This is a genomic window from Nocardia sp. NPDC088792, assembly GCF_044750615.1.
Taxonomy (GTDB): domain Bacteria; phylum Actinomycetota; class Actinomycetes; order Mycobacteriales; family Mycobacteriaceae; genus Nocardia.
The window spans coordinates 718,130-742,704 of sequence record NZ_JBIVKC010000004.1 but is presented as its reverse complement, the minus strand read 5'-3'; the positions used below and the strand labels follow the sequence as shown (position 1 = coordinate 742,704).

Below are 24,575 nucleotides of genomic sequence, written 5' to 3'. Positions count from 1 at the left end.
GACCCGGACCGGTAGGCTGGATAGTTGTGCAGACCCACGAGATTCGACGGCGCTTCCTGGAGCATTTCGTAAAGGCGGGACATACCGAGGTACCCAGTGCCTCGCTCATCCTGGCCGACCCCAACCTGCTGTTCGTCAACGCAGGCATGGTCCAGTTCGTGCCGTATTTCCTCGGTCAGCAGACCCCGCCCTTCGATACCGCGACCAGCGTGCAGAAGTGCGTGCGCACCGGCGATATCGAGAACGTCGGCATCACCACCCGCCACAACACCTTCTTCCAGATGGCGGGCAACTTCTCCTTCGGCGACTACTTCAAGCGCGAGGCCATCACCCACGCCTGGACCCTGCTGACCTCCAGCGTGGAGGACGGCGGCTTCGGCTTCGATCCGGAACGCCTGTGGGCCACCGTCTATCTCGACGACGACGAGGCCGAGCGCATCTGGCTCGATCTGGGCGTACCCGCCGAGCGCATCCAGCGCCGCGGCATGGCCGACAACTACTGGTCCATGGGCATCCCCGGCCCCTGCGGCCCGTGCTCGGAGATCTACTTCGACCGCGGCCCCGAATACGGCGTCGAGGGCGGCCCGGAGGCCGACGAGGACCGCTACCTCGAAATCTGGAACCTCGTGTTCATGCAGAACGAGCGCGGGGAAGGGCGCGGCAAGGACGACTTCGAGATCCTCGGCCCGCTGCCCAAGAAGAACATCGACACCGGCATGGGCGTCGAGCGTGTCGCGTTCCTGCTGCAGGGCGTCGACAATGTCTACGAGACCGACCTGCTGCGCCCGATCATCGACAAGGCCGAGGAACTGACCGGCCGCTCCTACGGTGTCGAGCACACCGACGATGTGCGCTTCCGCGTCATCGCCGACCACGCCCGCACCGCCGCCATGCTCATCGCCGACGGTGTGAACCCCGGTAATGACGGCCGCGGCTACGTGCTGCGCCGCCTGCTGCGCCGCATCGTCCGCTCGGCGCGCCTGCTGGGCGCGGAGAAGCCGGTGATGGGTGAGTTCATCAAGGTCGTCAGCGAGCTGATGGCCCCCTCGTACCCCGAGCTGGCCACCGACTTCAAGCGCATCGAAACCGTCGCCGTCGGTGAGGAATCCGCGTTCCTCAAGACCCTGAGCACCGGCACCAAGCTGTTCGACGAGACCGTCGACGAGGTGAAGTCCCAGGGCAGCAAGAAGATCAGCGGCACCGACGCGTTCACGCTGCACGACACCTACGGTTTCCCGATCGACCTGACCCTGGAGATGGCCGCCGAGGCCGGTCTGCAGGTCGACGAGGCCGGCTTCCGCTCGCTCATGGCCGAGCAGCGCAAGCGGGCCAAGGAGGACGCGCTGTCGCGTAAGCACGCGCACGCCGACCTCACCGTCTACAAGGAATTCGTGGACCGCGGCGCGACCGAGTTCACCGGCTTCGACGAACTGGCCACCGAGGCAACCGTTCTCGCCCTGATCAAGGACGGCGTGCGGGTGCCGGTCGCGGAGGCCGGGCAGGACGTCGAGGTCATCCTGGACCGCAGCCCGCTCTACGCCGAGTCCGGTGGCCAGATCGCCGACCGCGGCGCCATTTCCTCCTCGCACGGCGCGAAGCTGCACGTCAACGATGTGCAGAAGATCGCCAAGAAGGTGTGGGTGCACAAGTCCACCGTCGAGGCCGGTCAGCTCACCGAGGGCGACACCGTGCTCGCCAGCGTGGATCCGGCATGGCGGCGTGGCTCGACCCAGGGTCACTCGGGCACCCATATGGTGCATGCCGCGCTGCGACAGGTGCTGGGCCCCAACGCGGTTCAGGCCGGATCGCTGAACAAGCCGGGCTACCTGCGTTTCGACTTCAACTGGCAGGGCCAGCTGTCCGAGCAGCAGAAGGCCGATATCGAGGCTGTCTCCAATGACGCTGTGGCCGACGACTTCCCGGTGAACACCTTCGTCACCGACCTGTCCTCGGCCAAGAAGATGGGCGCCATGGCGCTGTTCGGCGAGAACTACGGCGACGAGGTGCGGGTCGTGGAGATCGGCGGGCCGTTCTCCATGGAGTTGTGCGGTGGCACGCATGTGCGGCACTCCTCGCAGATCGGCCCGATCACCGTGCTCGGTGAGTCGTCGGTCGGTTCGGGTGTGCGGCGCGTGGAAGCCTTTGTCGGCCTGGACTCCTACAAGTACCTGGCCAAGGAGCGTGCGCTGCTGGCCGGTATCGCCTCCTCGCTGAAGGTGCCCTCGGACGAGGTCCCGGGCCGGGTGGAGCAGCTGGTCGAGCGGCTCAAGGTCGCCGAGAAGGAGCTGGAGCGCACCAAGATGGCCGCCGTGCTGTCGAATGCGGGTGCCTTCGTGGACCAGGCCCAGCGGGTCGGCAAGGTGCTGCTGGTGGCCGCCGCCGCGCCCGAGGGCGTGGGCGCGGGTGATCTGCGCACGCTGGTGCAGGACATCAAGGGCCGCTTCGGTTCCGAGCCCGCCGTGGTGGCGCTGCTCGGCAATGCCGACGGCAAGGTGCCGTTCGTGGTGGCTCTCACCAAGGGCGCGCAGGATCTCGGTCTCAAGGCCGGTGACCTGGTCGGCGCCTTCGGTCCGAGCATTGCCGGCCGCGGCGGCGGCAAGCCGGAGATGGCGCAGGGCGCGGGTTCGGATCCGTCGGGGATCGAGGCCGGGCTGGCTGCGCTGCGGGCACGGGTGGCCGAGCTCGCCGGCTGATGGCTAGTTCCGAACCATCGGACACGCCGGGCGCCGACGATAGCGCCCGGATTCCCGCCGTGGCGGACGGCTTCGAGCCCGGAGGGGCTGCGGCCGCAGCGACCCCCGGGGGGCGGAGTGCGGACGGCTTCGAGCGTCCGCACTCGGCGCGGGGCCGGGAGGCCGCCGAGCGGCCGAGCCTGGAACATGATCCGGGCCGGGGCCGTCGCATCGCGATCGATGTGGGCACGGTCCGCATCGGTGTCGCGTCCAGTGACCCGGACGGGATTCTCGCCACTCCGGTGGAGACGGTGCCACGCGCGAAAAAGGTCGCGCCGGGCGCTCTCGCGCCGGATTTGGCCCGAATTGCCGAGATTGTGCGGGAGTATGAAGCAGTCGAAGTGATCGTCGGCTTGCCGCGCACCTTACGCGGGGAAAGTGGCTCTTCAGCTAAGCTGGCGGCCACCTTCGCGGGACGTTTGCGGAGCCTGATCGCTCCGGTTCCGGTGCGACTTTCCGACGAACGTTTGACTACGGTGTCTGCTGCACGAGCGTTGCGGGACAGTGGAGTTCGCGCCCGCGGACAGCGGCAGGTCATCGATCAGGCGGCGGCCGTGTCGATCCTGCAAGGTTGGTTGGACGAACGGAGTTCGCTTTTGAAGCCACGCGGTGACGAAGCATGACCGACCGCTGGACGCGAGCCGAGGAACGTTACCGGCAGAACGCGGAACGGCGGTACCGCCGCGACGACCTCGAGTGGGACGACGACTACGAGGACGACACCACCGTCATCCCCCGCTACGAGGATGAGGCCGAGGACGACGAGGAACCCCTCCTCGAACCCGAACCTCCGCGCCGCAGTCCCCCGCAGCGCACCCCCGAACGCGTCGGGCGCCGCCAGCCCACGCGCGCCGAATCCCGTCGCGGCAAGCCGTCTTCCGGCACCCGCGGCTCCCGTGGCTCGGGCGGGCAGCGGCCGCGGCGTTCCCGCATGGCCTCCCGCAAGGCCGCCGAGCGCAAGCGCCGCCGCCGGAACCTGCTGGTGATCGCCGGCGTGTTCGCCATATTGTTCCTGGGCGCCGTGGGTTTCGCGGGCTGGAAGTTCATGGGCAAGTGGAATCCGCCCGCCGACTTCTCCGGCCCGCAGGGCCCGCTGGTGGTGGTGCAGGTCAAGTCCGGCGACACCTCGACCCAGATCGCGCAGACCATGCACGACAAGGGCGTCGTCGAGAGCACCGGCGCCTTCTACGAGGCGGCCGTGCGCAATGACAATATGAATTCGCTGCAGCCCGGCTATTACGCGATTCCCACGCACAGCAAGGGTTCCGAGGCCGTGTCCGCCTTGTTCAGCAAGGACGCGCGGGTCGGCAATGTGGTCATCTCCGAGGGCCGGCAGCTGCACGATTCCACCGATGCGAGCACCAATGCGCGCAAGGACGGCATCTACCGCAAGATCGCCGACGCGAGCTGTGTCGGCACCGGTTCGAACGCGAAATGCGTGACCTACGAACAGCTCGACGCCGCGGGCGCGAATACCGATCCGGCGGCGCTGGGCGTGCCGGCGTGGGCCCTCGATCGGGTGCGCACGGTGCCGGATCGGACCCGGCAGCTGGAGGGGCTGATCGCCGGTGGCACCTGGGATTTCGATCCCAGTGCCAGCGCGACGGACATTCTCAAGCAGCTGGTCACCGCGAGCGCGCAGAGTTACGAGGCGACCGGTCTGCTGCAGTCGGGCAATGCCAACGGCCTCGCCCCGTACGAGACGCTCATCGGCGCGTCGCTGGTGGAGCGGGAAGCGTTGCCGCAGGACATGTCCAAGGTGGCGCGCGTGATCCTGAACCGGCTCAAGGCGAATCAGAAGCTGGAGTTCGATTCGACGGTCAACTACACCCTGCCGAGCACCGAGGTCGCGACCACGGACGCGGACCGGGCCAAGCAGACGCCGTGGAATACCTACGCCATGACCGGGCTGCCCGCCACGCCGATCTCGGCGCCGTCACTGGATGCCATGCGCGCCATGGAGGCGCCGGCGCCGGGGCCGTGGCTGTACTTCGTGACGGTGGACAAGCAGGGCACCACGCTGTTCACCGACAACTATCAAGAGCATCTGAAGAATATTGAAAAGGCCAGGCAGAGTGGAATTCTCGACAGTGGGCGGTGAGCGGCGAGCCGCAACGGCCGGTGAGCGGCAAGCCGCAGTGGGCGGTGAGCGCCGGGCCGCGGTGCTGGGCAGCCCGATCTCGCATTCGCGGTCGCCGCAACTGCATCTGGCGGCCTACCGGGCGCTCGGGCTGGATTGGTCGTACGAGCGGATCGAATGCACTGCTGAGCAACTGCCCGGTCTGGTGGATGGTTTCGGGCCCGAATGGGTCGGGCTGTCGGTGACCATGCCGGGCAAGGTCGCGGCGCTCGAATATGCCGCGGAGAAGACCGACCGGGCCGAACTGGTCGGTTCGGCCAACACCCTGGTACGCACCGAAAACGGCTGGCGCGCGGACTGCACCGACGTCGACGGCGTCCGGGGCGCACTGCAGGGCGGGGGAGTCGACGAGGTGTCGCGGGCCGTCGTGCTCGGCGCGGGCGGCACCGCACGACCGGCGCTGCTCGCCCTCGCCGAACTCGGCGCCCACACCGTCACCATCGTCGCCCGCGACCGGGGACGCGCCGCCGACACCCTGGAACTGGCCGAGCGCCTGGGGCTTTCGGCCGAAGTGATCGACTTCGACCCGGATGGGCTCACCTTCGTGTGCTCCGAGGTCGACGCCGTCGTCAGCACTGTCCCGGCGGCCGGCGCCGCCGCGGTCGCCGAGGCCGTGGCACTTGCCCCGGTGGTGCTCGACGCCATCTACAACCCGTGGCCCACGCCGCTCGCCGAGGCCGTGCAGCGCGCCGGGCACACCGTCATCAGTGGTCTCGAAATGCTGCTGAACCAGGCCTACGGCCAGGTGGAGCAGTTCACCGGCAAGCCCGCCCCGCGCGCGGAAATGGCTGCCGCCCTGCGGGAGTGACGTCTCGCCGCGGCCGGTCTAGACGGCCGGCTGCGGCTCGAAGGCACTACGGAAGGTGAACGCGTACGGCGTCGGTCCGTGCTCGCGCAGATGCTCCAGGCGTTCGATCGACTCCTCGATGCCCGGTGTGTGGCCCTCCGGAATCCACCACAGCGCGGTGAACACCTCGCCCATCGGCAGGAAGAATTCCCTTCTGCGGCGCAGGAAGTCCATATGGGCGCTGCGATACACGTAGTCGAACAGGGCATCTCGTGACTCCCAGACGCTGATATTGATCAGCATGTCCGGGTCGCCCTCGAACGGGCGCAGGGAGGTCGCGTTGTTGGTGTCTCCGTCGATCAGCCGCCAGACGAAGCCGGGGGAGGCTTCGGCCAGGGCGTTGATCTCGTCCAATCCGGCATAGAAGTCGGCGACTCGCGGGTCGCCTTCGGGAGCGACCAGTCGGCCGATATTGATCTGTGCGAGGTGCATACCTGGACTATAACTAATCATCGTTGATTTTAGAGAAACTTATGCAGCATCGGCCCGGATCCGGATCCATTCGCGCGGTCCAGCCCGCCTCCGCGGCCGGGCCGGTCAGCAGCGCCAGGTTCATACCGCACACCAGCGGCGGAAAATCCACAGCCAGCCGGTGAAAAGGGCAGTTGCGCAGGCGAATCACGCCCTCGTCGAGATACGGCTCGTAGCCGCGCTCGCGCAGCACCTCCACCAGATCGCGATCCGCGACCGCCGGGCCGTGCGCCGCCGCGGCCTTCGCGATGGCGTCCTCCAGGCCCGCGTACTCCGTGGCCTCCGCGAGAACCGTTGCGACGGTGCGATAGTCGCGGGCGGGCACGGTGACCGCGAATTCCGCGTCGGCGCGGCGATAGAACTTGGCGGGCCGTCCCGCGCCCGGGCCATTGCGGCCCTCCGGGCGGCGGAACACCGCGTCCAGCAGGCCCGCCTCCGCGAGCTTGTCCAGGTGGAAGGCGGCTAGCGGGCGTTTGATATCCGCGGCCTCGGCGGCCTCGTCCCGGCTGACATCGTGATCCGCGGCCGCTACATAGTCGTAGAGACGCCGGCGGACCGGATCCTGCAGCAGGGCGACGGCTTCGATGTCCACAATTGCCTTTCTAGCAGCGTGGCCTTTCCATCAGCGTGGCAGGGTTTTCCAGCAGCGTGTCGGGGTTTCGGCCCGGACGGTCGCGCCCCGGTGCGCCACGCGGGATCGCTGCCGCTAGAGTTCTGGAACAAGTTTCAATTCATTCGATTCGGCTTCGTGGCCGCGCAGGTTAAGGTGTTCGTCATGAATGCGTGGGTGTTACGCGCCGTGGGCCTGGGAGCACTGACCGTAGTGCTGCGGACCCTGCTCGGCTTCGCCATGGTGTACTGGCCGACCAACGGCGGCTGGATGCGGCCGCTCTGCCTGATCGTGCTGGTCGTGGCCATTGTCGCGTGGGGTTACCTGGACGGTCGCGCCGACCGCCGCGCCCATCCGGATCCCGAGCACGGCACCGATCTCACCATGCGCTGGCTGAAGGCGGCCATCGCGGGCGGACTCGGCAGCGGGCTCGTCGCCTGGCTGCTCGACTTCCTGCCCAAGTTCGACCTCGGCGACAACGGGCTGCTGTTCGAGCTCACCGCGGGTGCCTCGTTCATCGTGCTGCTCATCTTCGTGCCCGGCGTGATCGGCGTGGCGGCGGGCCGCTGGCTGACCGGACGCGAGCACAAGAAGAACGGCGGCGCGGGCGCCCCGGCCGAATCGGTCACCCCGGATCCGGAGCCCGTCAGCCCGGAGCCCGCCGGCGTCTGACGCCACGGACATAAACGAAACCCCGCGCCGCATATCGCTTGCGGCGCGGGGTTTTTCGTTCGGTCCGGCCGGTTACAGCAGGATCGCGCCGCCGCCGGGCTTGTCCTCGCGGGCGACGGCCGAGTAAGCGGCCGCCAGCAGGCTCGGGTCCGGGCCCTCCAAGCGACCGGGCTTGGCCAGACCGTCCAGGACCACGAAGCGCAGGACGCCGGACTGGGTCTTCTTGTCCGTCTGCATGGAATCCAGCAGCTGCGGCAGCGCGTCGGCGTCGTAGCTGGTGGGCAGGCCGATGCTCTCGAGGATGGCGCGGTGCCGGTCGGCGGTGGCATCGTCGAGACGCCCTGCCAGGCGGCCCAATTCGGCGGCGAACACCAGGCCCACCGAGACGGCCGCGCCGTGCCGCCAGCGGTAGCGCTCGCGGCGCTCGATGGCGTGGGCGAGAGTGTGGCCGTAGTTGAGGATTTCGCGCAGGCTCGATTCCTTCAGGTCGGCGGCCACCACATCGGCCTTCACCTGAACGGCGCGGCGGATCAGTTCCGGCAGCACCTCACCGGTCGGGTCGAGCGCGGCCTGCGGATCCTGCTCCACGAGGTCCAGGATCACCGGATCGGCGATGAAACCGGCCTTGATGATCTCGGCCATGCCGGCCACGATCTCATTGCGCGGCACCGTCTCCAGCGTCGCCAGATCCACCATGACCGCGGCCGGCTCGTGGAAGCAGCCGACCAGGTTCTTGCCCGCCTCGGTATTGATCCCGGTCTTCCCGCCGACCGCCGCATCCACCATGGCCAGCAGCGTGGTCGGCACATGCACGATGCTCACCCCGCGCATCCAGGTAGCGGCCACGAAGCCCGCCAGATCGGTGGCCGCGCCACCACCCAGACTGATGATCACATCCTTGCGGGTCAGTCCGATCCGCCCCAGCACCTCCCAGCAGAACCCGGCAACCTGCAGATCCTTACCGGCCTCCGCATCCGGAATCTCGATCCGATGCGCATCGACGCCACTGTCCGCCAGCGCCTTCCGCACCACCTCGGCCGTCTCCGCCAGCGGCGGCTGATAGAAGATCGCCACCGTCCGCACCCCGGACCGCCCGGTCACCTCGGTAACCAGATCCCCCAGCAGCCCACGACCGATGATCACCGGATACGGATCAGCCGTCCGCACCTCGATACGCGTCGGCTCGCTCATCAGCACTCCTCCAGGACAGGCCCCGCCACCGGCAGGGAAGCGACTCCCCGCCCGGCAAGGACGAATTCGAACAAACTCGGAACAGCCGCCGGGGCCCGAACGAGCGCACTCGGGGCAGGTTTATCGGTGCGGGCGGACATCACGACTCCGCCTCCGCCCGAGCATTGGCGGCCGGTACGGACGACGTATCTCCGCCGTTCTCGGGGGACTGGTCGCGGGCACGGGCCTTGGCGCGACGAGCGCGGGCCCGGCGCGAGCGACCGGCGCCGGGCGCCGCGGGCACGCCTGCCGTCGGCGAATCCGGTTGTGCCGCAGGCGTCGACGCGGAGTTACCGCGCGTGGACGAGTCCGTGCTCGCCGACGCGGAGTTACCGCTTGTAGTCGAATCGGTGTTCGCCGACGCGGATTGCGGAGTCGGCGTTGTGGACTGTGTGGTGCTCTGCCCGTTCGCGGAAGCTGTTGGGCTACCGGCGGATCGGGAGGCGCGGCGGCGGCGCGATCGGCCACCGGATGATGCAGTGGCGGAGCTTGCCGTCATCGCGGCTGGGGAGTCGCCGCCGGTACCGTGTTTCGAGTCCTCGTGGTCCGCGGCGGTGCCATTTGTGGCGGGCGCGGCAGCGGCTGCGGTAATGCCGTTGGCCGTCGCCTGCGTGCCGCGGCCGCGCCGGCGGGAACGGCGGTTGCGGCGGGCGCGTTTCGGGGCGTCGCCGGAGGCCGGGTCGCTGGTTCCTGCGGCTTCGCCCGCACCGAGTGAGGCCGAATCGGATTCGGCGGCAGGCGACTTCGGCATCAGGGTTGCTCCCGCGCGATCGCCGCGGCCCCGGCGCCGCCGACGGCGCGAGCGGGACTTGCTGGTGGCGGGCTGTTCGGCGGCCGTGGTCACGGGGGTTGGATCCTCGTGCTGGATCACCGATTCCACGCCGAGTTTGGCCATGATCATGCGGACCACGCGGCCCGGGCTGCGGCCGTCGGTGCGGACGCGCACGCTCGCCACCTCGCGGTAGAGGGGGCGGCGGATCTTCATGAGCTCGCGATACTTCTTGGCCGGATCATCGCCCGCCAGCAGCGGCCGATTGGTGCCGGCCCCGGTCCGCCGAAGTCCTTCGCCCACACTGATTTCCAGGTATACGACGGTCCGCCCGCGCAGCAACGCGCGCGTGGCGCCCGACAACACCGATCCGCCCCCGAGCGATACGATCCCGCGCCCGGCGACCACGGCCTCCCGTACGACTTCCTCTTCGATCCGCCGGAACTCCGGTTCCCCGTCCTCGGCGAAAATCTCCGGAATACTCCGCCCGGTCCGCTCCTCGATCCCCGCATCGGTATCGAACAGCTCCAGCCCGAGTTCCCGAGCCAGCTTCCGCCCGATGGTCGACTTCCCGGCCCCTGGCGGCCCCACGAGCACCACACTCAGTGCCTCGCCGACCACCGCTTCGCCCGGCTCTGCTTCGTCGGCTACCGTGTCGCCAGACTCCGCCTCGTCGGTTAACTCATCACCCGAATCCGGCACGGCGACAACCTCTTCGGCTGCGTCCGCCCTGGCGGCCTGCTCGGCCGTAGCTGTTTCGGCTACGGCTGCGGCTTCGGCGCTGACCGTCGTGTTGGCCGGGATGCGTTCGGTCGCACCACCTTCCGATCTGTCCGAACCGGGGGCACCGGCCGCGGTCCGATCGGGTGTGGGGTGCGCGACCCGTAGTTGGTCGGTGTCGGCGGGCTCGGTGTCGGGCCGGTCGGTCGAGAGGGGTTCGGGGGCGCCGGTTTCGGGGGTGTTGTCAGCGGTCACCGGGGTGCGTTGCCCGACGGAATGTGCGGGCGCGCGTTGATCCGCTTCACGTAGGCATTGATGTTGTCGACGGTTTCGGGGAGGGAGTCGCCGCCGAACTTTTCGAGGACGGCCTGGGCCACGACCAGGGCGACCATGGCCTCGGCGACCACGCCGGCCGCGGGGACGGCGCAGACGTCGGAGCGCTGGTGGATGGCGACTGCCTCACTGCCGGTGGACATATCGACGGTGGACAGGGCGCGCGGGACGGTGGAGATGGGCTTCATGGCGGCGCGCACGCGCAGCGGCTCGCCATTGGTCATGCCGCCCTCGAGGCCGCCGGCGCGGTTGGTGGAGCGCAGCACCCCGTCTGGGCCGGGCTTCATCTCGTCGTGGGCCTGGCTGCCGCGGCGGCGCGCGGTCTCGAACCCGTCACCGACCTCGACACCCTTGATGGCCTGAATGCCCATGAGCGCGGCGGCCAGTCTCGAATCCAGGCGCGCCTCACCGGAAGTGAACGAGCCCAGCCCGACCGGCAGCCCCTCGATGACGACCTCGACCACACCGCCGAGGGTATCGCCGTCCTTCTTGGCCGCCTCGATCTCGGCGATCATGGCCGCCTCGGCGTCCTTGTCGAACGCGCGCACGGGCGACTCGTCGATGGCGGCCAGATCCGTGCCGGTCGGCACCACACCGGTGGTGTTGGCCGCGGTGCCGATGGACACCACATGCGAGATCACCTCGACGCCCAGCGCCTGCCGCAGGAAGTTCCGGGCGAGCGTGCCCGCCGCCACGCGGGCGGCGGTCTCCCGCGCACTGGCGCGTTCCAGCACCGGACGCGCATCGTCGAAGCCGTACTTGAGCATGCCCGAGTAGTCGGCATGCCCCGGCCGCGGCCGGGTGAGCGGCGCATTGCGGGCCATCTCCGCGAGCTCGGCCTCGTCGACCGGATCGGCGGACATGACCTCGGTCCACTTGGGCCACTCCGAGTTCGCGACCTCGATGGCGACCGGGCCGCCCATGGTGCGCCCGTGCCGCACGCCGCCGACCATGGTGACCACGTCGGCCTCGAACTTCATGCGCGCGCCGCGGCCGTACCCGAGGCGGCGTCGCGCCAACTGCGTGGCAATGTCGGCAGAGGTGACCTCGACACCGGCCACCATCCCCTCGAGGATGGCGACGAGAGCAGGGCCATGGGATTCTCCGGCAGTTATCCAGCGCAACACGGGTTACATCTTTCCATGGGAAGACCGGCGCCCGGACACGCGCCCTGACCACGCCCCGATGTCAGCGCGCCGCAAGCAGCGCAACCACACTCGCCACGCACATCGCGGGCCCGTGCGCGAGCCTGCCGCCCCCGACCGATGACCGGTGAACCCGCACGGCCGAATGCCGTTCCCGCGCGCCGGAGAACAGCATCCGCCCGGACCGGGATCCGGCCCGCGATGCCGGCGACGCGATCGCGCACAGCAGGCGCTGCCAGCGCGAATCCACCCGCCGGTCGGGCCGGGTGCCCGAGGCCAGGACCAGAGGAGACGGCCGGGACTCCGCGAGCATCCGGCCGATTCCCGCGATTGCCGTCAGCAGGGGTGCGGCGAGTGCTGCCCAGACCCAAGTCTGCGGTCCGCTCATGGCCGTCGCGGCCCCTAGACCGAGTGCGAGTTTCACATCGCCCGCGCCGAGCGCGTCCGGAGCGCACACGTGGACCAGCAGATATGGAGTGGCGAGGAGTAGGCCGCCGGCTGCCGCGGTGGTGAATCGATCGGTTGCCGCGGCGTAGATGAGTATTGCGCCAGCGCCGGGGAGTGTGAGTGCGTTCGGTAGCCGCTGCCAGCGCAAATCGAAACCGCTCAGTACGGCACCCCACACGGTAAGCAGGAGGATTGCGGGCAGGTTCATGATTCGAGGGTCGCGCATCCGGAACCCCCGTGGGCGTCGTGATCGCGAATTGTGGAGAACCCCTTGGCATGTGAACATCCAGCGTTCCGTATCCCACCCCATTGACGTGTTGCGTGTCGGTGTTGCGGCGTGTCGGCGGTAGCTTTGACACATGTCTGCTGATCACGATCCGGTCCGGCGCCCCAACTACGCGTTGCGCCGGGCCTCCCTGCGGGACCTGCTGGTGGAGAACCGCGTCGACGCCCTGCTGGTGACGGATCTGATCAATATCCGCTACCTGACCGGATTCACCGGTTCGAACGCCGCGTTGCTGGTGTATGCCTGGGACAGCAGCGAACACCGCACCCTCATCTGCACCGACGGCCGCTACATCACCCAGGTCGGCGAGCAGGTCCCGGATCTGCGCGCGGAGATCAATCGCGCCAGCGCGCGCCGCGTGATCGAGATCGCGGGGGAGTGGCAGACCGGTCGCGTCGGTTTCGAGAGCCACGTGGTCACCTTCGAACAGCATCGCGGTTTCGAATCCCTGGCCACCGGCCTGGACCTGGTCCCGGTCCACGGTCTGGTCGAACAGTTGCGCATGGTCAAGGACGAATACGAGGTCGGCCGCCTGCGCGCGGCCTGCGACGCCGCCGACGAGGCGCTCGCCGCCCTGCTCAACAGCGGCGGCCTGCGCCCGGGCCGCAGCGAGCGCGAGGTGGCCCGCGAACTGGAGTGGCTCATGTTCGAGCACGGCTCGGACGCTGTCTCTTTCGAGACCATCGTGGCCACGGGCGCGAATTCGGCCGTCCCGCACCACCGTCCGACCGATTCGGTGCTGGCGGCCGGCGATTTCGTGAAGCTCGACTTCGGCGCCACCGTGGACGGCTACCACTCCGATATGACCCGCACCTTCGTCCTGGGCAAGCCCGACGACTGGCAGCGCGAGGTCTACGACCTGGTCTACGCCTCACAGCAGGCGGGCCGCGAGGCCCTGAAGCCCGGCGTCTCCACCAAGGCGGTCGATGCCGCATCCCGTTCGGTGATCGAAGCGGCCGGTTACGGCGAACTGTTCGTGCACGGCCTCGGCCACGGGGTCGGCCTGCAGATCCATGAAGCGCCCGGACTCGCCAAAACGGGCACAGGTACACTGCTTGATGGCGTGGCGGTGACCGTCGAGCCAGGTGTGTATTTCCCCGGCCGCGGCGGAGTCCGGATCGAGGATACGCTCGTGGTTCGCAAGGGGGGCCCGGAACTGCTCACCCGCACCAGCAAAGACCTGACCGTCGTCGACTGACGCCGGTTGCCGACCTAGTAGGAGATCCGAGAACAGTGGCGGACACCAGCGACTTCAAGAACGGCCTTGTGCTGAAGATCGACAATCAGCTGCAGCAGATCGTCGAGTTCCAGCACGTGAAGCCGGGTAAGGGTCCCGCCTTCGTGCGCACCAAGCTGAAGAACGTCGTCTCCGGCAAGGTCGTCGACAAGACCTTCAACGCCGGTGTCAAGGTCGAGACCGCGACCGTCGACCGTCGCGATATGACCTACCTGTACAACGATGGTGAGGACTTCATCTTCATGGATGGGGACACCTACGACCAGATTCACCTGGGTGAGACCACGCTCGGCCGCAATGCGGGCTTCCTGCTGGAGAACATGCAGGTCCAGATCGCGATGCACGAGGGTGAGGCGCTGTTCGTCGAGCTCCCCGTCGCCATCGACGTGATCGTCACCCACACCGAGCCGGGCCTGCAGGGCGACCGCTCGTCGGCCGGCACCAAGCCCGCCACCGTGGAGACCGGCGCGGAGGTGCAGGTGCCGCTGTTCATCAACCAGGGTGACAAGCTGCGCATCGACACCCGCGACGGTTCCTACATCAGCCGCGTCAACTCCTGACGCGACGGATAATGGTGACCGTGGCCGAGCCGGTGGACAAGAAGTCGAATTTCAAGAAGCTTGGTGCGCGGCACAAAGCGCGGCGCCGTGCGGTGGACCTGCTCTTCGAGGCGGAGGCCCGGGATATCGATCCCGCGGAGCTGCTGTCGGAGCGGGTCTCGCTGTCGGTGCGTGACGAATCGGTCGCTCCGGTGAATCCCTACACCCGGGTCCTGGTCGAAGGCGTCGCCGACGATCTGGACCGGGTGGACGGCACCATCGAGTCCTACCTGCAGGATTGGACGCTGTCGCGGCTGCCCGCCGTGGATCGCGCCATTCTGCGGGTCGCGGTGTGGGAGTTGTTCCACGCCAACGACGTTCCGCCGGTGGTGGCCGTCGACGAAGCGGTGGAGCTCGCCAAGGAGCTGTCCACCGATGATTCCCCCTCGTTCGTGAACGGTGTGCTGGGCCAGGTGGTTCAGGTGGCACCGCAGGTCCGGGCCGCCGCGGCCGCGACCCGCGTGTCCGACCGCGCGGACGACGAGAAGTAAGCGAGAAGGAGTGCGCCGGGTGCGCAAATATCTGGTCATGGCCATGCGCACCCCGCGCTTCGATTCCGCTGTCATCGAGCCGCATCAGCAGTGGCTCGGCGAGGTTCGTTCCCGCGGTCAGCTGGTGGAGTCCGGTAAGTTCACCGACGGCACCGGCGGCGCGTACGTGATCACCGCCGAGAGCCTCGATGCCGCACAGGAATTGGTGCGGACGGATCCCATTCACACCACCGGTTCGTCGGAACTCACCGTGTACGAATGGGAGATCACCGGCTGAGTGCCGGAGTTCTCACCCGCCAGGCCTTCTCAGGCGGGCTGTAGGACGATCGTTCCCCTGGTCGCCCGTTCCTCGATCAACCGGTGCGCCCGCGCCGCCTGATCGAGTGGCAGCACCCGATCCACCAGGGGCCGCAGCGATCCCGTTGCGGCCCTTTCCAGTGCCTCCGCCCGGGCCTGCGCCACCCCGGCGAGCCAGGCGGGGCCGGAGCAGCCGGTGAGGGTGAGACCACGCATGATCAGATCCATGGTGGTGACCTCCGCGGCCGCGCCGGACAGCCAGCCGTAGCTGAGCATGGTGCCGCGCAGCGGTGTCATGAGATCCAGCAGGGCCCGGGCGGATTCGCCGCCGATGGAGTCGAAGACGACGTCGATGGTGGCGCCGTCGAGGGCTTCGGCCAGTCGCTTCACCCACTCGGGATCATTGTGGTCGATGACGATGTCCGCGCCGAATTCGCGCGCCTGCTGCGCTTTTTCGGGCCCGCCCGCGGTGGCGATGATCCGCGCGGCCCCGGACTCCTCGGTGAGCTGCGTGAGGTAGGCCCCGACACCCGTTGCGGCAGCTTCGATCAGGACCGTTTCCGTCCCGGTGAGCTTGGCGGTCCGCAGCAGTGGGATGGCCACCGATCCACTCATGCCGATCGCCGCCGCCTCCACCGAGGACAATGCCTCCGGCACCTGGACCACGGAATCAGCTGGGACGCAGACCTGTTCGGCGTAGGTGCCGAAGCTGTTGCTGCTCACCAGTACCCGCTGTCCGATGAGTGCGGTGTCGACGCCCGCGCCGGCCGCGATGATGACGCCCACCGCCTGTGTGCCGAACACGATCGGCAGTTCGATGGGTAGTGGGTAGACGCCCGCGCGCAGCATGGTCTCGGGGTAGATGGCCGGAATCGCTTCGGTCCGGAGGAGCACTTCTCCGGCCTGTGGTCGGGGTGCGGGAACCTCTCCCGGTACCAGGACTTCGGGTCCACCGGTCGCGGTCAATAGGATTGCGTGCATTGAAACCTCATAAGTTGACTGACGGTCCAGTTATGCTTCGATACGATATGGACCGTCGGTCAACTTGTCAACGAAAGTGTAGGAGATGCCTGCTGAGCAGCCCAAGGTGCGCGCCGATGCGGCCCGCAACCGGCGTGCCATCCTCGACGCCACCCGTGCGCTGCTGGCCGAGGGCGGCGCCGAGGCGATCACCATGGATCGCGTGGCCGCCACGGCCGGCGTGGGTAAGGGGACGGTTTTCCATCGCTTCGGCAATCGTGCGGGTCTGCTGCACGCCATGATCGCGGAGCCCGCCGAGAACCTGCTGGCCGCCATCACCACCGGTCCGCCGCCGCTGGGCCCCGGCGCGCCCGCGGCCGACCGCCTGCTGGCCTTCTTCGATGCGATGGCCACGATGATGGCCGACAATATCGAGCTGATGATCGCGGCGTACCGCTCGGTCGACCCGCATCCGCGCACCGCCGAATTCCACGCCACCTGGGACGAACACATCAGGGGACTGCTGGGCGAGGTCAGGCCCGACCTCGATGTGGAGGCCGTGGGCCGGCTCCTGTTCGGCATGCTGGGGACGGATCCGGCCCACGCGATGGTGCGCGCCGGTGAAACCGATCGCCTCCGCCGTGCTGTCCGCGAGACGGTGGAATCCGTCCTGCGGCAACCTGTTTGAGCGGCTGCCTCAGTCGGCCTGGACGTCGTAGGTTTCGCGGGCGGCCAGGACGTCTTCGATATGGGTTTCGGCCCAGCCCTTGATGGCCTGCATGACCGGTAGGAGGCTTTCGCCGAGGGCTGTGAGCTCGTAGTCGACGCGGACCGGGACCGCGGGGGTGACGGTGCGGGTGACGAGGCCGTCGCGTTCGAGGATGCGGAGGGTCTGGGTGAGCATCTTCTGGCTCACGCCGGCCACGCGTCGGGAGAGGTCGCTGTAGCGCTGCGGGCCGTCGGCGAGGGCGTTGAGCAGCAGGCTCACCCATTTGTCGCTGATGCGGTCGAGGAGTTGGCGGGTGGGGCATTCCTGCACGTAGGCGTCGTAGGCGCGGCGGGCTGCGGTGCGGCGGGCGGCTGCCGTCTGGGTCGCCATGGCTCTCCCTTGCGTGCGGTACGCACCTCCGAGTGCGTACTTCCCAGTGGAGAGTAGCACTCCGTAGGTTTGTGGACGAGACGGAAAACCGTACAGCAGAGGAGATTTCATATGCGCGCCGTCATCGTTCGCTCGTTCGGCGGACCCGAGGTACTGGAGATCGCCGAGGTGCCGACGCCGGTGCCCGGACCGGGGCAGGTCCGCATCCGCGTGACGGCCGCCGCGTTGAATCCGGCGGATCTGTACACCAGGTCGGGCGGCCTGGCCGAAGCCGGGCTCATGCCCGTTCGGGACCTGATCGGTATCGGCTGGGATGTCGCGGGCGTGGTCGACGAGACCGGCCCCGGGACCACCGGATTCGCCCCGGGTGACGAGGTGATCGGCCTGTCCGACCGGCTCGACGTCCCGCTCGGCACCCACGCCGATTTCGTGGTGCTGGACGCAACCTCGATTGCCCCTGCACCACAGGGCATCTCACCGATCGAAGCCTCGACCCTCCCGCTCAACGCCCTCACCGCCGCCCAATCCCTGGACCACCTCGCCCTGGAGCCCGGCCGGACCTTGCTGGTCACCGGCGCGGCGGGCGCGGTGGGCGGCTTCGCAGTGGAATTGGCCGCGGCACAAGGCATCCGGGTCGTGGCCACTGCCGCAGCAGCCGACGAACCCCTGGTCCGCAAACTGGGCGCCGAATTCTTCGTCCCGCGCGGCGCCCGCCTCGGCGAGGCCGTCCGCACCCTGGTCCCCGGCGGCGTGGACGCCGCGATCGATGCCGCCGTCCTCGGCGCCGAAGCCCTCGACGCGGTGCGCTCGCAGGGCGCATTCGTGGCGCTGGTCGGTGGCGGGGAGCCCCGCCCGTTGCGCGGAATCCGCGTCTCCAACACCTGGATCCGCGCCGATGGGACCCGGTTGGCCCGCCTCGCAACCCTGGCGGAGTCCGGCGCTCTTACTCTCCGTGTAGCCGAGACATATCCGCTCGACCGTTCCGCCGCCGCCCATCGCCGCCTCGGCGAAGGAGGCCTACGCGGCCGCGTCGTGCTGGTGCCCTGATTCCGCACACGGCGAATGTGGGCGGTAAACCGCGGCGGGCGTGGCTATTCGGCGGTGGTGAAGGCCCACATGGCGGCGGGGCGGCCGGTGGCTTTGACGCGGAGGCGTTCGCCGGTGCGGGCGAGGCCGGGGAGGGCGGCGAGGGTGCGGTTGAGGTTGCCGGGGTCGGGGCGGGCGCCGTGCAGGGCGGCGGTGAGCTCCACCGCGCGGGTCGCGGGGAAGTGGGGCCCGGTCAGGGCGCGGGTGAAAGTGAGGTCCTTCCAGAGGATTTCGGCCAGGTGGGTGCGGGCGGCGGTGATGATCTGGTTGTGGTCGAAGGCCAGGTGGGGGATGTCGTCGAAGGGGAGCCAGTCGGCGGTGTCGGCGTCGTGGTCGGCGACGACGGCCCACATGGCGATGGAGAGGGTGGGGCCGCGCGGGTCGCGGTTGGGTTCGTCGAAGGTGGCGACCTGACCGACGGCGGTGATAGCGGGTTCGGGCACACCGAGTTTGGTGTGCACGGCCCGGCGGGCGGCGTCGGCGAGACGTTCGCCGCGGTGGAGCAGCACGCCCGGCAGCGCGAGCTCACCGTCGAACGGCGCCCACCGCCGGGGCGCGATGCCGACGGTGACGGTGGCGTCGTCGCTCCCGTAGCGCAGGGTGATCACATCGATGGATACCGCGGATTGTTGCTCCACAAATGGACAATCATGCCGTAGCCGGGATCCGGATCGTGCGATCGGCCCGATCCGGCCCGTGCGCCGTGACCACGACCGGCACCCCGAGCCGCTCTTCCAGATAACCGGGCACATCCGCGGGCAGCTCGCTCAACACCGGCGTGGCCCCGCTCAACAGCCCGGTGAGCCGCTGCTGGTGAGCGAGATCCTGCCACGCGCCACACTCCAGCCGGTCGACATAACCGTCCGCCGTGAGATATCCCGTGGCCGTGCGGATATCGGTCGGATCCGACTGCGGGCCGGGCGTGGCGGCCTCCGTGGCAGGGCCTCGCCCGTTGCTCGCGGGAACCTCACCTGTGCCCTGCCTTGATGCGTCGAGGGCGTCCAGATGGTTGACCGCGAGTCCGTCTATGCCGTCGCAGGCGTCGATGGCGTAGCGGAGCAGGATGGGATCGAGGTGGCCGCGCCGGAACTCGCCCTGATACCGCCCGGTCCCGTTGTGGCGCTCCGGGATCGCCAACCCGGCGTCCTCGGTGGGGAAGGGGCCCGCGCCGTGGCGGGTCATATAGCTGCGGGTCACGCCCAGGACGTAGGCGCGTGCCCCGATGCGGGCGAGCATGGCGCGGGCGTTGCGCGGTTCCACCGTGGACCAGGTGGTGTACGGGTGCAGACCACGCCATTCGTCCAGGAGGATGCCTTGGGCGCCCTCGAATACCAGGCGGCCCTGGTCCGCGAACGCGGCCAGCTGATTGCCGGGGAGGATCGCGACGGCTTCAGCGAACGCCGTGTACGTCTCGACGAGTGCGTCGACCGGTTCGTACCGATGCGCACTGCCGGCCAGCAGCGGCCGGTAGTGCTCCGCCAGCGCGATCAGCTTGCGGCGCAGCACATCCGGTCGCAGGCAGTCAGCGACGCGGGGTGCGTCGTGGCCGAGTGCGTAGTGTGCGGTCTCGCCGATCCCGATGCCGCACGAACCGTGCCGGGAGGTACCCCTCGCATCCTCCCGGCAGCGGTTGGCGGCCCCGTGGATCGGAGTCGTCAGCAATGCGCGCTCGTCCACGTGCAGCAGGGACAGCGGATCGGCGACCCCGAGCCGGGTGAGGGCACGGGCTTCGACGGCCAGGGCAATGGGTTCGACCAGCATGTACCGCGACAGCAGGGTCGGGACACCCGCGAGCGTCCCGGATCCGAACTGCTGGAACGTGTGATGCCGCCCGCCGGCGACCACATTGTGGGCCGCCTGCGCGCCACCGTTGAACCGCACCACCGCGGCCACATCCAGCCCGGTCTCGGGTGCGCACAGCCAGTCGACGGTGGCGCCCTTGCCCGCGTCGCCGAAGCCGAGGTCGACCACGATGAGATGATTGTCGCCGAACATTGCCGCGTCCTTTCGACTTCCGGTCACCGAAAACCACTGTGTCCCGGTGCTGTCCGGGTGACTATCGACCGAAGTCGACGTCGTCGTCCCCGGTGGTGGCGGCCGGCAGCGGGCCGCCGTTGCGGGTCCGCCGAGTACCGCCGATGGGTGCGAGCGCCTTGCCGACCGCATCGGCCTCGCTGGTCGAGCCGATATCACGCAGGTCGGCCAGTCCGGCCCCGAGGTCGATACGGTCCTCGCCGATACCGATGGTCAGTGCGATGAGCTCGCACACGGCGGCGGGATCGTCGAGCCGCAGGAATCGTTCACCCAGCAGCTCCTGCCAGTGCTCGGCGATCTCCGGATCCCCGTAGTAGCTGGACTGATTCGGCAGCACGTAGTGCACGTGCCAGCGGTCGCCGAGCTCGCGGTAGATCGAGGGAACCGAAATATCCTCGGTCACCTCGTCTCCGACGACGGTGCGAATGTGTCGTGCGGGCAGCCGCGGCTTGTTCAGTTCATCGCCGACGATGAACAGGTAACCTTTCTGCCCACGCTTGTCCCACGCGTCGGTGGCGGTGTGCCGGGCCATGAAATACGCGGCCAGTTCATAACTTTCGGACTTCTGCCCGCCACCGCCGCCTTCCAGCAGGATCATCCGCAGCTGCTCGTCCATCCGGTTATCGGATTCGAACTGCCCGACCTGCAGTGGCACCCGGTCGGTGTCGGCATCGCCGATGGCGCCGAACATGATCTGCGGATCGTCCGCGTATCCCTTGCGCTGCAACAGTCCGTGCAGCTTGGCGAGCTTCTCCTGCATGATGCGCGGTACGCGGCCCATCGATCCGGTGACATCGAACAGCACCGCGATGGGCAGCGAGTTCCCGTGATCGGCGGAATCCCGCGATTCGCGCAGGGTGACGCCGTGCGGGTCGAGGGTGGGGTGCGCCTTCCACTGATCCCACGGCACCGAGCGCATATCGGCGGTGTAGCCGAAGTCGTCCAGGCCGCGGGCGGCGCGGAAGGTGCGGGCGGCGTCGTAGGCGCTGTCGTCCCAGTTTCCGTAACCCATTGCTGTCACTGTCCTTTCGTCAGCTCGAACGGCCGGAAGCGTCGCTGTCCGTAGAGCCGGTCGAGGAGGTCGTCGAATTCGCCGAGCAGGTCGGCCGCGTCGGGCCGCAGCCGGGGATCGTCCTGGGTGCAGCCGGATGCGAAGGTGCGCATGGCTGCCGGTGCGCGGTCGCCGAGCATGGTGAGCAGCAGGCGGTGCGCGAGATGCACGTCGGTAGCGGGGGAGACCACGTCCTGGATCTCGGGTGGGTAGTCGATCGAGCGCAGGGTGGCGGCGGCCGGTGTGCCGGGCCGGGTCGCGAACGACCAGCCGGCCAGCACCACCCCGTGCAGGCGGGGGTGGATGAGCACGTTCTCGGGGGTGATGGCGGTGTGCACCCAGCCGGCTCGCTGGGCGCCGGCCAGGCAGCGCAGCAGTCGCCGGTGCATCCAGGCGTAGTCGCGGGGATCGAGGCCGCCGGGATGGGCGGCCCGCACCTGTTCGAGGGTCACGAATTCCGTGGTCAGCGCGCCGAGGATGTTGATCGTCCGCTGTTCGCCGGTGGCGGCGTCGCGGTGATCGACGGTGTCGATCAGTTCCGGGAAGTAGGGGCGCAGCCACGAGTGCTCGCCGGTGACGATCGCGATGTCCCGCAGGGCATTCCGTTCTCCGGCGAGCAGCCGGTTGGCTGCCGCTCGGCGCGGGATCTTCACGACGTGGGTGCTGCCGCTGCGCTGGATGTCGGCGACCGATCCCCGGGCGTGGAGCGCCGCGACGGGGTAGCGCCCGTGGGTGCCGATGACTTCGAAGTCGCCGCCGTCGAGTGCCAGCCACTGCCGGTACAGCTCGGCCAGTCGTGCGAAGGCGGTCTCGGTCTCGGGGGTGCGCAGGCGGTCCGGATGTACCAGGGCGGCGAGCTGATGGTATCGACGTCGCGCGGCCTGCCGGGTGGCGGAATCCGTTGCGGCGGTGCCGAACAGGTCTTCCGGTCGTCGTGCCGCTCGGATGGTCTCCGCGGCGTCTCGCGCTGTCGTCATGAGTTTTAGGCTAGGTGACTAAAACTGTGGGCGCTACCCATTTCGGGAAATTGTTGTCGATCCGACCAAAACGTCTGCTCGGGCTCGAACGGCAAAAGACCCCCGCCGGGGTGTACGGAATCGGCGGGGGCCTCGGTCGGGGCCGCTGTTCGCTGCCCTCGGGAATCACTCTCGACCCTCAACCGCACTCGAGGTCAAGGCGTCCCGCTGTGATGCACCGCTCACGCCGAGATAGAGTGAGAGAGGTTGTATCGGTTTATCTCACCGAAAGGCTGAGGCTGTGATGGGTGATCAGGTGACGGACGCGGCGGCGCGACTGCATGCCATGCTCGCGGAGGGCGCCACACCCGACCGGGCGTGGCAGCTGTTCGATGAATTGCCGACAGTGCGGATCGCGGAGGTCACCACCGGCCGGTGGCGCGGTGATGAAGTGCGTACCGGACATCCCTGGAACGGCATGCTGGTCGAAACCGGATGGTACGGAAAGCAGTTCGACAGCGCCGACAGCGTGCAACCCCTGCTGTTCTCCGGGCCGGACGGCACGGTGTTCCCGGTCGACCCGCGGCGCGTGCCGCTGTTCCTGGCGGGGAAGGTGCCGGTGTCGAGCCTGCGGCCGGTGCGGCGCTCGCTCGGCGTGCTGCGGCCATTGCTGGAGACCCGCACCCCGCGCGCCCGGCTGCGCGAGCTGGAATTTCGCGGAAAGTCCGGTGTCGCAATGATCTACGACCACCTGCCGATCATCGATATCTTCCGGCGGGTGGACGAGGACACGCTGCTGGGCGTCATGGACCTGCGTGGATTGGACCAGCCGTACTTCTTCGTGTTGTACCGGGACCGGTAGACCCGGGCCGGAAGGCGCTGTCCGGGAAGCGGATCCGGCCTACCATCGAGATGAGGGGTGGGGTCGACGCGGGAGGTGCCCGATGGAACGTACGACCTGTCTCGTGGCCGGCGGGGGTCCGGCGGGAATGATTCTGGGACTGCTCCTGTCCCGCGGCGGAGTGGACGTCACCGTCCTGGAGAAGCACGGTGACTTCCTGCGCGATTTCCGCGGCGACACCGTGCATCCCACCACCCTGGAGTTGCTCGAGGAACTCGGGCTGTTCGAGGAGTTCGCGAAACTGCCGCAGACGCGCTTGGATTCGGTGCAAGCGCCGATCGGCGGGCGAATGCAGTACATCGCCGGCTTCACCCGTATTCCGGGGCGGTTCAAGTACATCGCCATGGTGCCGCAGTGGGATCTGCTGGATCTGCTCGCCCGGGCCGGCGACGCCGAACCCGCCTTCCACCTGCGGATGAACACCGAGGCCACCGGCCTGCTGCGGGAACACGGCAAGATCACCGGCATCCGATACCGCAGCGAGGACGGCACGACCGGCGAGATTCACGCCGATCTCACGGTGGCCTGCGACGGCCGCGCATCGACCCTGCGCGCCGCGGCCGGGCTCGCCTCGCACAGCTGGCCCGCTCCCTTCGATGTGTGGTGGTTCCGGATCCCGCGCCGCGGCACCGATCCGGCGGGCGCGGTACCGGTGCTGACCGCCGACCGGGTCGCCATCATGCTGGACCGCGGCGAGTATTGGCAGATCGCCACTCTCCTCGAGAAGGGCGCCGATCCGGCGCTACGCGCACGGCAACCGGTCTCGGAGATCATGCGCCCGCTGACGGAAGCCGTTCCGTGGCTTGCCGATCGGCTCGACGCCATCCCCGGCTGGGACGACGTGAAACTGCTCGACGTCAAACTGGATCGCCTCGATAAGTGGTATTCCGACGGCCTCCTTTGCATCGGCGACGCCGCCCACGCCATGTCCCCGGTCGGCGGCGTCGGCATCAACCTGGCCGTCCAGGACGCGGTCGCGACAGCGACAATCCTTGCCCCGAAACTCCTTTCGCATCAGGTCACCACGGCCGACCTGGCCCGGGTCCAGCGCCGCCGCATGGTCCCCACCATGGTCACCCAGGGTTTCCAGCGCTTCGCCCATGCCCGCGCCATCGCCCCGGCCCTGCGCGGCGGCGCGAACCTGGCGAACGCACCGGCCGCACCACTGGGCCTGCGCATCTTCCGCCGCATCCCGCTACTCCGCAGCCTCCCACCCTTCCTGGTGGCCCGCGGCATCCTCCCCGAACACGCCCCGGTCTTCGCCCGCCGCCCCTGAGTTCGGAGCGGCGGGCCGATCCGCTGTGCCGCAGGGTATTTCGCGTCGGCCGCGGTCAAGCGCCGACCTCGGCCGGGGCGGGGGAAGGGCAATCGTGCGAATTGCTCATCGAGAGACGTACGGCGCCTGCGGCGACATTCTCTTCGAGCGGTGTGTCCGGGATCGAGCGGCTGTGTGCTGGTGCGG

At 68.7% G+C, this 24,575-nt stretch carries 24 protein-coding genes and 1 pseudogene; 13 read left to right on the top strand and 12 right to left on the bottom strand.

What is annotated here, in order from left to right; genetic code table 11:
- Nucleotides 1–26: 26 nt before the first annotated feature.
- The 4 genes from alaS to ACIP5Y_RS30180 all read left to right on the top strand — a co-directional run bounded on the left by alaS (nucleotide 27) and on the right by ACIP5Y_RS30180 (nucleotide 5,680).
- On the top strand, nucleotides 27–2,693 hold the full coding sequence (alaS, locus tag ACIP5Y_RS30195; protein ID WP_400355156.1) for an alanine--tRNA ligase: 2,667 nt from the start codon (nucleotides 27–29) through the stop codon (nucleotides 2,691–2,693).
- A gap of 179 nt (nucleotides 2,694–2,872) precedes the next feature.
- Nucleotides 2,873–3,355 carry a Holliday junction resolvase RuvX gene (ruvX, locus tag ACIP5Y_RS30190; RefSeq protein WP_400355870.1) on the top strand — a complete coding sequence of 161 codons (483 nt, stop codon included), beginning with the start codon at nucleotides 2,873–2,875 and terminating at the stop codon, nucleotides 3,353–3,355.
- On the top strand, nucleotides 3,352–4,833 hold the full coding sequence (gene mltG, locus ACIP5Y_RS30185) for an endolytic transglycosylase MltG (protein ID WP_400355154.1): 1,482 nt from the start codon (nucleotides 3,352–3,354) through the stop codon (nucleotides 4,831–4,833). The genes ruvX and mltG overlap by 4 nt, the downstream gene beginning before the upstream one ends.
- Before the next feature lie 37 nt (nucleotides 4,834–4,870).
- Complete coding sequence (locus tag ACIP5Y_RS30180; RefSeq protein ID WP_400355868.1) at nucleotides 4,871–5,680, top strand: shikimate dehydrogenase; 810 nt, start codon at nucleotides 4,871–4,873, stop codon at nucleotides 5,678–5,680.
- An 18-nt stretch (nucleotides 5,681–5,698) separates the two neighbouring features.
- On the opposite strand, the gene ACIP5Y_RS30175 is transcribed toward ACIP5Y_RS30180, so the two are convergent.
- Together ACIP5Y_RS30175 and ACIP5Y_RS30170 are read right to left on the bottom strand one after the other, a co-directional pair.
- The gene (locus ACIP5Y_RS30175; protein WP_400355152.1) at nucleotides 5,699–6,151 is read right to left on the bottom strand and encodes a DUF3291 domain-containing protein; all 453 of its coding nucleotides are present in this window, start codon (nucleotides 6,149–6,151) and stop codon (nucleotides 5,699–5,701) included.
- Between the two features lie 13 nt (nucleotides 6,152–6,164).
- On the bottom strand, nucleotides 6,165–6,782 hold the full coding sequence (locus ACIP5Y_RS30170; RefSeq protein ID WP_400355151.1) for a helix-turn-helix transcriptional regulator: 618 nt from the start codon (nucleotides 6,780–6,782) through the stop codon (nucleotides 6,165–6,167).
- Between the two features lie 183 nt (nucleotides 6,783–6,965).
- Between ACIP5Y_RS30170 and ACIP5Y_RS30165 the strand changes: the two genes are divergently transcribed.
- The gene (locus ACIP5Y_RS30165; RefSeq protein WP_400355149.1) at nucleotides 6,966–7,472 is read left to right on the top strand and encodes a B-4DMT family transporter; all 507 of its coding nucleotides are present in this window, start codon (nucleotides 6,966–6,968) and stop codon (nucleotides 7,470–7,472) included.
- Nucleotides 7,473–7,544: 72 nt separating this feature from the next.
- Here the strand turns inward: ACIP5Y_RS30165 and aroB are convergent, their stop codons facing one another.
- From aroB to ACIP5Y_RS30145, 4 genes and pseudogenes are all read right to left on the bottom strand, one after another.
- On the bottom strand, nucleotides 7,545–8,663 hold the full coding sequence (aroB, locus tag ACIP5Y_RS30160) for a 3-dehydroquinate synthase (protein WP_400355147.1): 1,119 nt from the start codon (nucleotides 8,661–8,663) through the stop codon (nucleotides 7,545–7,547).
- 922 nt (nucleotides 8,664–9,585) lie between these two features.
- A pseudogene (locus ACIP5Y_RS30155) lies at nucleotides 9,586–10,092 on the bottom strand (shikimate kinase); the annotation flags it as partial.
- A 350-nt stretch (nucleotides 10,093–10,442) separates the two neighbouring features.
- Entirely contained in the window at nucleotides 10,443–11,651 is a 1,209-nt protein-coding gene (aroC, locus tag ACIP5Y_RS30150; RefSeq protein WP_400355145.1) for a chorismate synthase, read from the bottom strand.
- A 61-nt stretch (nucleotides 11,652–11,712) separates the two neighbouring features.
- Complete coding sequence (locus ACIP5Y_RS30145; protein WP_400355143.1) at nucleotides 11,713–12,324, bottom strand: prepilin peptidase; 612 nt, start codon at nucleotides 12,322–12,324, stop codon at nucleotides 11,713–11,715.
- Between the two features lie 151 nt (nucleotides 12,325–12,475).
- Here ACIP5Y_RS30145 and ACIP5Y_RS30140 point away from each other — a divergent pair, with 151 nt between their 5' ends.
- Genes ACIP5Y_RS30140 through ACIP5Y_RS30125 form a run of 4 tightly spaced genes read left to right on the top strand, consistent with a single transcriptional unit; the run spans nucleotide 12,476 to nucleotide 15,006 of the window.
- Nucleotides 12,476–13,600, top strand: coding sequence for a M24 family metallopeptidase (locus tag ACIP5Y_RS30140; protein WP_400355142.1), 1,125 nt, complete (start codon nucleotides 12,476–12,478; stop codon nucleotides 13,598–13,600).
- A 35-nt stretch (nucleotides 13,601–13,635) separates the two neighbouring features.
- Complete coding sequence (efp, locus tag ACIP5Y_RS30135; protein ID WP_400355140.1) at nucleotides 13,636–14,199, top strand: elongation factor P; 564 nt, start codon at nucleotides 13,636–13,638, stop codon at nucleotides 14,197–14,199.
- A 20-nt stretch (nucleotides 14,200–14,219) separates the two neighbouring features.
- Nucleotides 14,220–14,729, top strand: coding sequence for a transcription antitermination factor NusB (gene nusB, locus ACIP5Y_RS30130; RefSeq protein ID WP_400355138.1), 510 nt, complete (start codon nucleotides 14,220–14,222; stop codon nucleotides 14,727–14,729).
- Nucleotides 14,730–14,748: 19 nt separating this feature from the next.
- The gene (locus tag ACIP5Y_RS30125; RefSeq protein ID WP_400355136.1) at nucleotides 14,749–15,006 is read left to right on the top strand and encodes a YciI family protein; all 258 of its coding nucleotides are present in this window, start codon (nucleotides 14,749–14,751) and stop codon (nucleotides 15,004–15,006) included.
- 29 nt (nucleotides 15,007–15,035) lie between these two features.
- Here the strand turns inward: ACIP5Y_RS30125 and ACIP5Y_RS30120 are convergent, their stop codons facing one another.
- A complete protein-coding gene (locus ACIP5Y_RS30120; RefSeq protein WP_400355134.1) occupies nucleotides 15,036–16,007 on the bottom strand; it encodes a zinc-binding alcohol dehydrogenase family protein in 972 nt (323 codons plus the stop codon).
- Between the two features lie 85 nt (nucleotides 16,008–16,092).
- Here ACIP5Y_RS30120 and ACIP5Y_RS30115 point away from each other — a divergent pair, with 85 nt between their 5' ends.
- Nucleotides 16,093–16,674, top strand: a complete 582-nt coding sequence (locus ACIP5Y_RS30115) for a TetR/AcrR family transcriptional regulator (protein WP_400355132.1) — start codon at nucleotides 16,093–16,095, stop codon at nucleotides 16,672–16,674.
- Nucleotides 16,675–16,683: 9 nt separating this feature from the next.
- Here the strand turns inward: ACIP5Y_RS30115 and ACIP5Y_RS30110 are convergent, their stop codons facing one another.
- Nucleotides 16,684–17,085: a winged helix-turn-helix transcriptional regulator gene (locus ACIP5Y_RS30110; protein ID WP_400355130.1), complete on the bottom strand. Its 402-nt coding sequence runs from the start codon at nucleotides 17,083–17,085 to the stop codon at nucleotides 16,684–16,686.
- A 111-nt stretch (nucleotides 17,086–17,196) separates the two neighbouring features.
- On the opposite strand from ACIP5Y_RS30110, the gene ACIP5Y_RS30105 reads away from it, so the two are divergent.
- Nucleotides 17,197–18,132 carry an NADP-dependent oxidoreductase gene (locus ACIP5Y_RS30105; protein ID WP_400355128.1) on the top strand — a complete coding sequence of 312 codons (936 nt, stop codon included), beginning with the start codon at nucleotides 17,197–17,199 and terminating at the stop codon, nucleotides 18,130–18,132.
- 44 nt (nucleotides 18,133–18,176) lie between these two features.
- Here the strand turns inward: ACIP5Y_RS30105 and ACIP5Y_RS30100 are convergent, their stop codons facing one another.
- From ACIP5Y_RS30100 to ACIP5Y_RS30085, 4 genes are all read right to left on the bottom strand, one after another.
- Nucleotides 18,177–18,809 carry an NUDIX domain-containing protein gene (locus tag ACIP5Y_RS30100; protein WP_400355126.1) on the bottom strand — a complete coding sequence of 211 codons (633 nt, stop codon included), beginning with the start codon at nucleotides 18,807–18,809 and terminating at the stop codon, nucleotides 18,177–18,179.
- A 10-nt stretch (nucleotides 18,810–18,819) separates the two neighbouring features.
- Complete coding sequence (locus ACIP5Y_RS30095; protein ID WP_400355866.1) at nucleotides 18,820–20,166, bottom strand: adenylosuccinate synthetase; 1,347 nt, start codon at nucleotides 20,164–20,166, stop codon at nucleotides 18,820–18,822.
- Nucleotides 20,167–20,227: 61 nt separating this feature from the next.
- A complete protein-coding gene (locus ACIP5Y_RS30090; RefSeq protein WP_400355124.1) occupies nucleotides 20,228–21,217 on the bottom strand; it encodes a hypothetical protein in 990 nt (329 codons plus the stop codon).
- Nucleotides 21,218–21,222: 5 nt separating this feature from the next.
- Nucleotides 21,223–22,233: a hypothetical protein gene (locus ACIP5Y_RS30085; RefSeq protein ID WP_400355123.1), complete on the bottom strand. Its 1,011-nt coding sequence runs from the start codon at nucleotides 22,231–22,233 to the stop codon at nucleotides 21,223–21,225.
- Between the two features lie 283 nt (nucleotides 22,234–22,516).
- On the opposite strand from ACIP5Y_RS30085, the gene ACIP5Y_RS30080 reads away from it, so the two are divergent.
- Together ACIP5Y_RS30080 and ACIP5Y_RS30075 are read left to right on the top strand one after the other, a co-directional pair.
- On the top strand, nucleotides 22,517–23,074 hold the full coding sequence (locus ACIP5Y_RS30080) for a DUF4334 domain-containing protein (RefSeq protein ID WP_400355121.1): 558 nt from the start codon (nucleotides 22,517–22,519) through the stop codon (nucleotides 23,072–23,074).
- 82 nt (nucleotides 23,075–23,156) lie between these two features.
- Nucleotides 23,157–24,389: an FAD-dependent oxidoreductase gene (locus ACIP5Y_RS30075; protein WP_400355119.1), complete on the top strand. Its 1,233-nt coding sequence runs from the start codon at nucleotides 23,157–23,159 to the stop codon at nucleotides 24,387–24,389.
- Nucleotides 24,390–24,575: the final 186 nt, after the last annotated feature.

Bases quoted from the DNA above. Each gene is read 5' to 3' on its own strand.
- mltG (WP_400355154.1), top strand. From the start codon at position 3,352: ATGACCGACCGCTGGACGCGAGCCGAGGAACGTTACCGGCAGAACGCG.
- ACIP5Y_RS30175 (WP_400355152.1), bottom strand. From the start codon at position 6,151: ATGCACCTCGCACAGATCAATATCGGCCGACTGGTCGCTCCCGAAGGC.
- ACIP5Y_RS30165 (WP_400355149.1), top strand. From the start codon at position 6,966: ATGAATGCGTGGGTGTTACGCGCCGTGGGCCTGGGAGCACTGACCGTA.
- aroB (WP_400355147.1), bottom strand. From the start codon at position 8,663: ATGAGCGAGCCGACGCGTATCGAGGTGCGGACGGCTGATCCGTATCCG.
- ACIP5Y_RS30145 (WP_400355143.1), bottom strand. From the start codon at position 12,324: ATGAACCTGCCCGCAATCCTCCTGCTTACCGTGTGGGGTGCCGTACTG.
- ACIP5Y_RS30140 (WP_400355142.1), top strand. From the start codon at position 12,476: ATGTCTGCTGATCACGATCCGGTCCGGCGCCCCAACTACGCGTTGCGC.
- ACIP5Y_RS30120 (WP_400355134.1), bottom strand. From the start codon at position 16,007: ATGCACGCAATCCTATTGACCGCGACCGGTGGACCCGAAGTCCTGGTA.
- ACIP5Y_RS30115 (WP_400355132.1), top strand. From the start codon at position 16,093: ATGCCTGCTGAGCAGCCCAAGGTGCGCGCCGATGCGGCCCGCAACCGG.
- ACIP5Y_RS30110 (WP_400355130.1), bottom strand. From the start codon at position 17,085: ATGGCGACCCAGACGGCAGCCGCCCGCCGCACCGCAGCCCGCCGCGCC.
- ACIP5Y_RS30105 (WP_400355128.1), top strand. From the start codon at position 17,197: ATGCGCGCCGTCATCGTTCGCTCGTTCGGCGGACCCGAGGTACTGGAG.
- ACIP5Y_RS30095 (WP_400355866.1), bottom strand. From the start codon at position 20,166: ATGTTCGGCGACAATCATCTCATCGTGGTCGACCTCGGCTTCGGCGAC.
- ACIP5Y_RS30090 (WP_400355124.1), bottom strand. From the start codon at position 21,217: ATGGGTTACGGAAACTGGGACGACAGCGCCTACGACGCCGCCCGCACC.
- ACIP5Y_RS30085 (WP_400355123.1), bottom strand. From the start codon at position 22,233: ATGACGACAGCGCGAGACGCCGCGGAGACCATCCGAGCGGCACGACGA.
- ACIP5Y_RS30080 (WP_400355121.1), top strand. From the start codon at position 22,517: ATGGGTGATCAGGTGACGGACGCGGCGGCGCGACTGCATGCCATGCTC.
- ACIP5Y_RS30075 (WP_400355119.1), top strand. From the start codon at position 23,157: ATGGAACGTACGACCTGTCTCGTGGCCGGCGGGGGTCCGGCGGGAATG.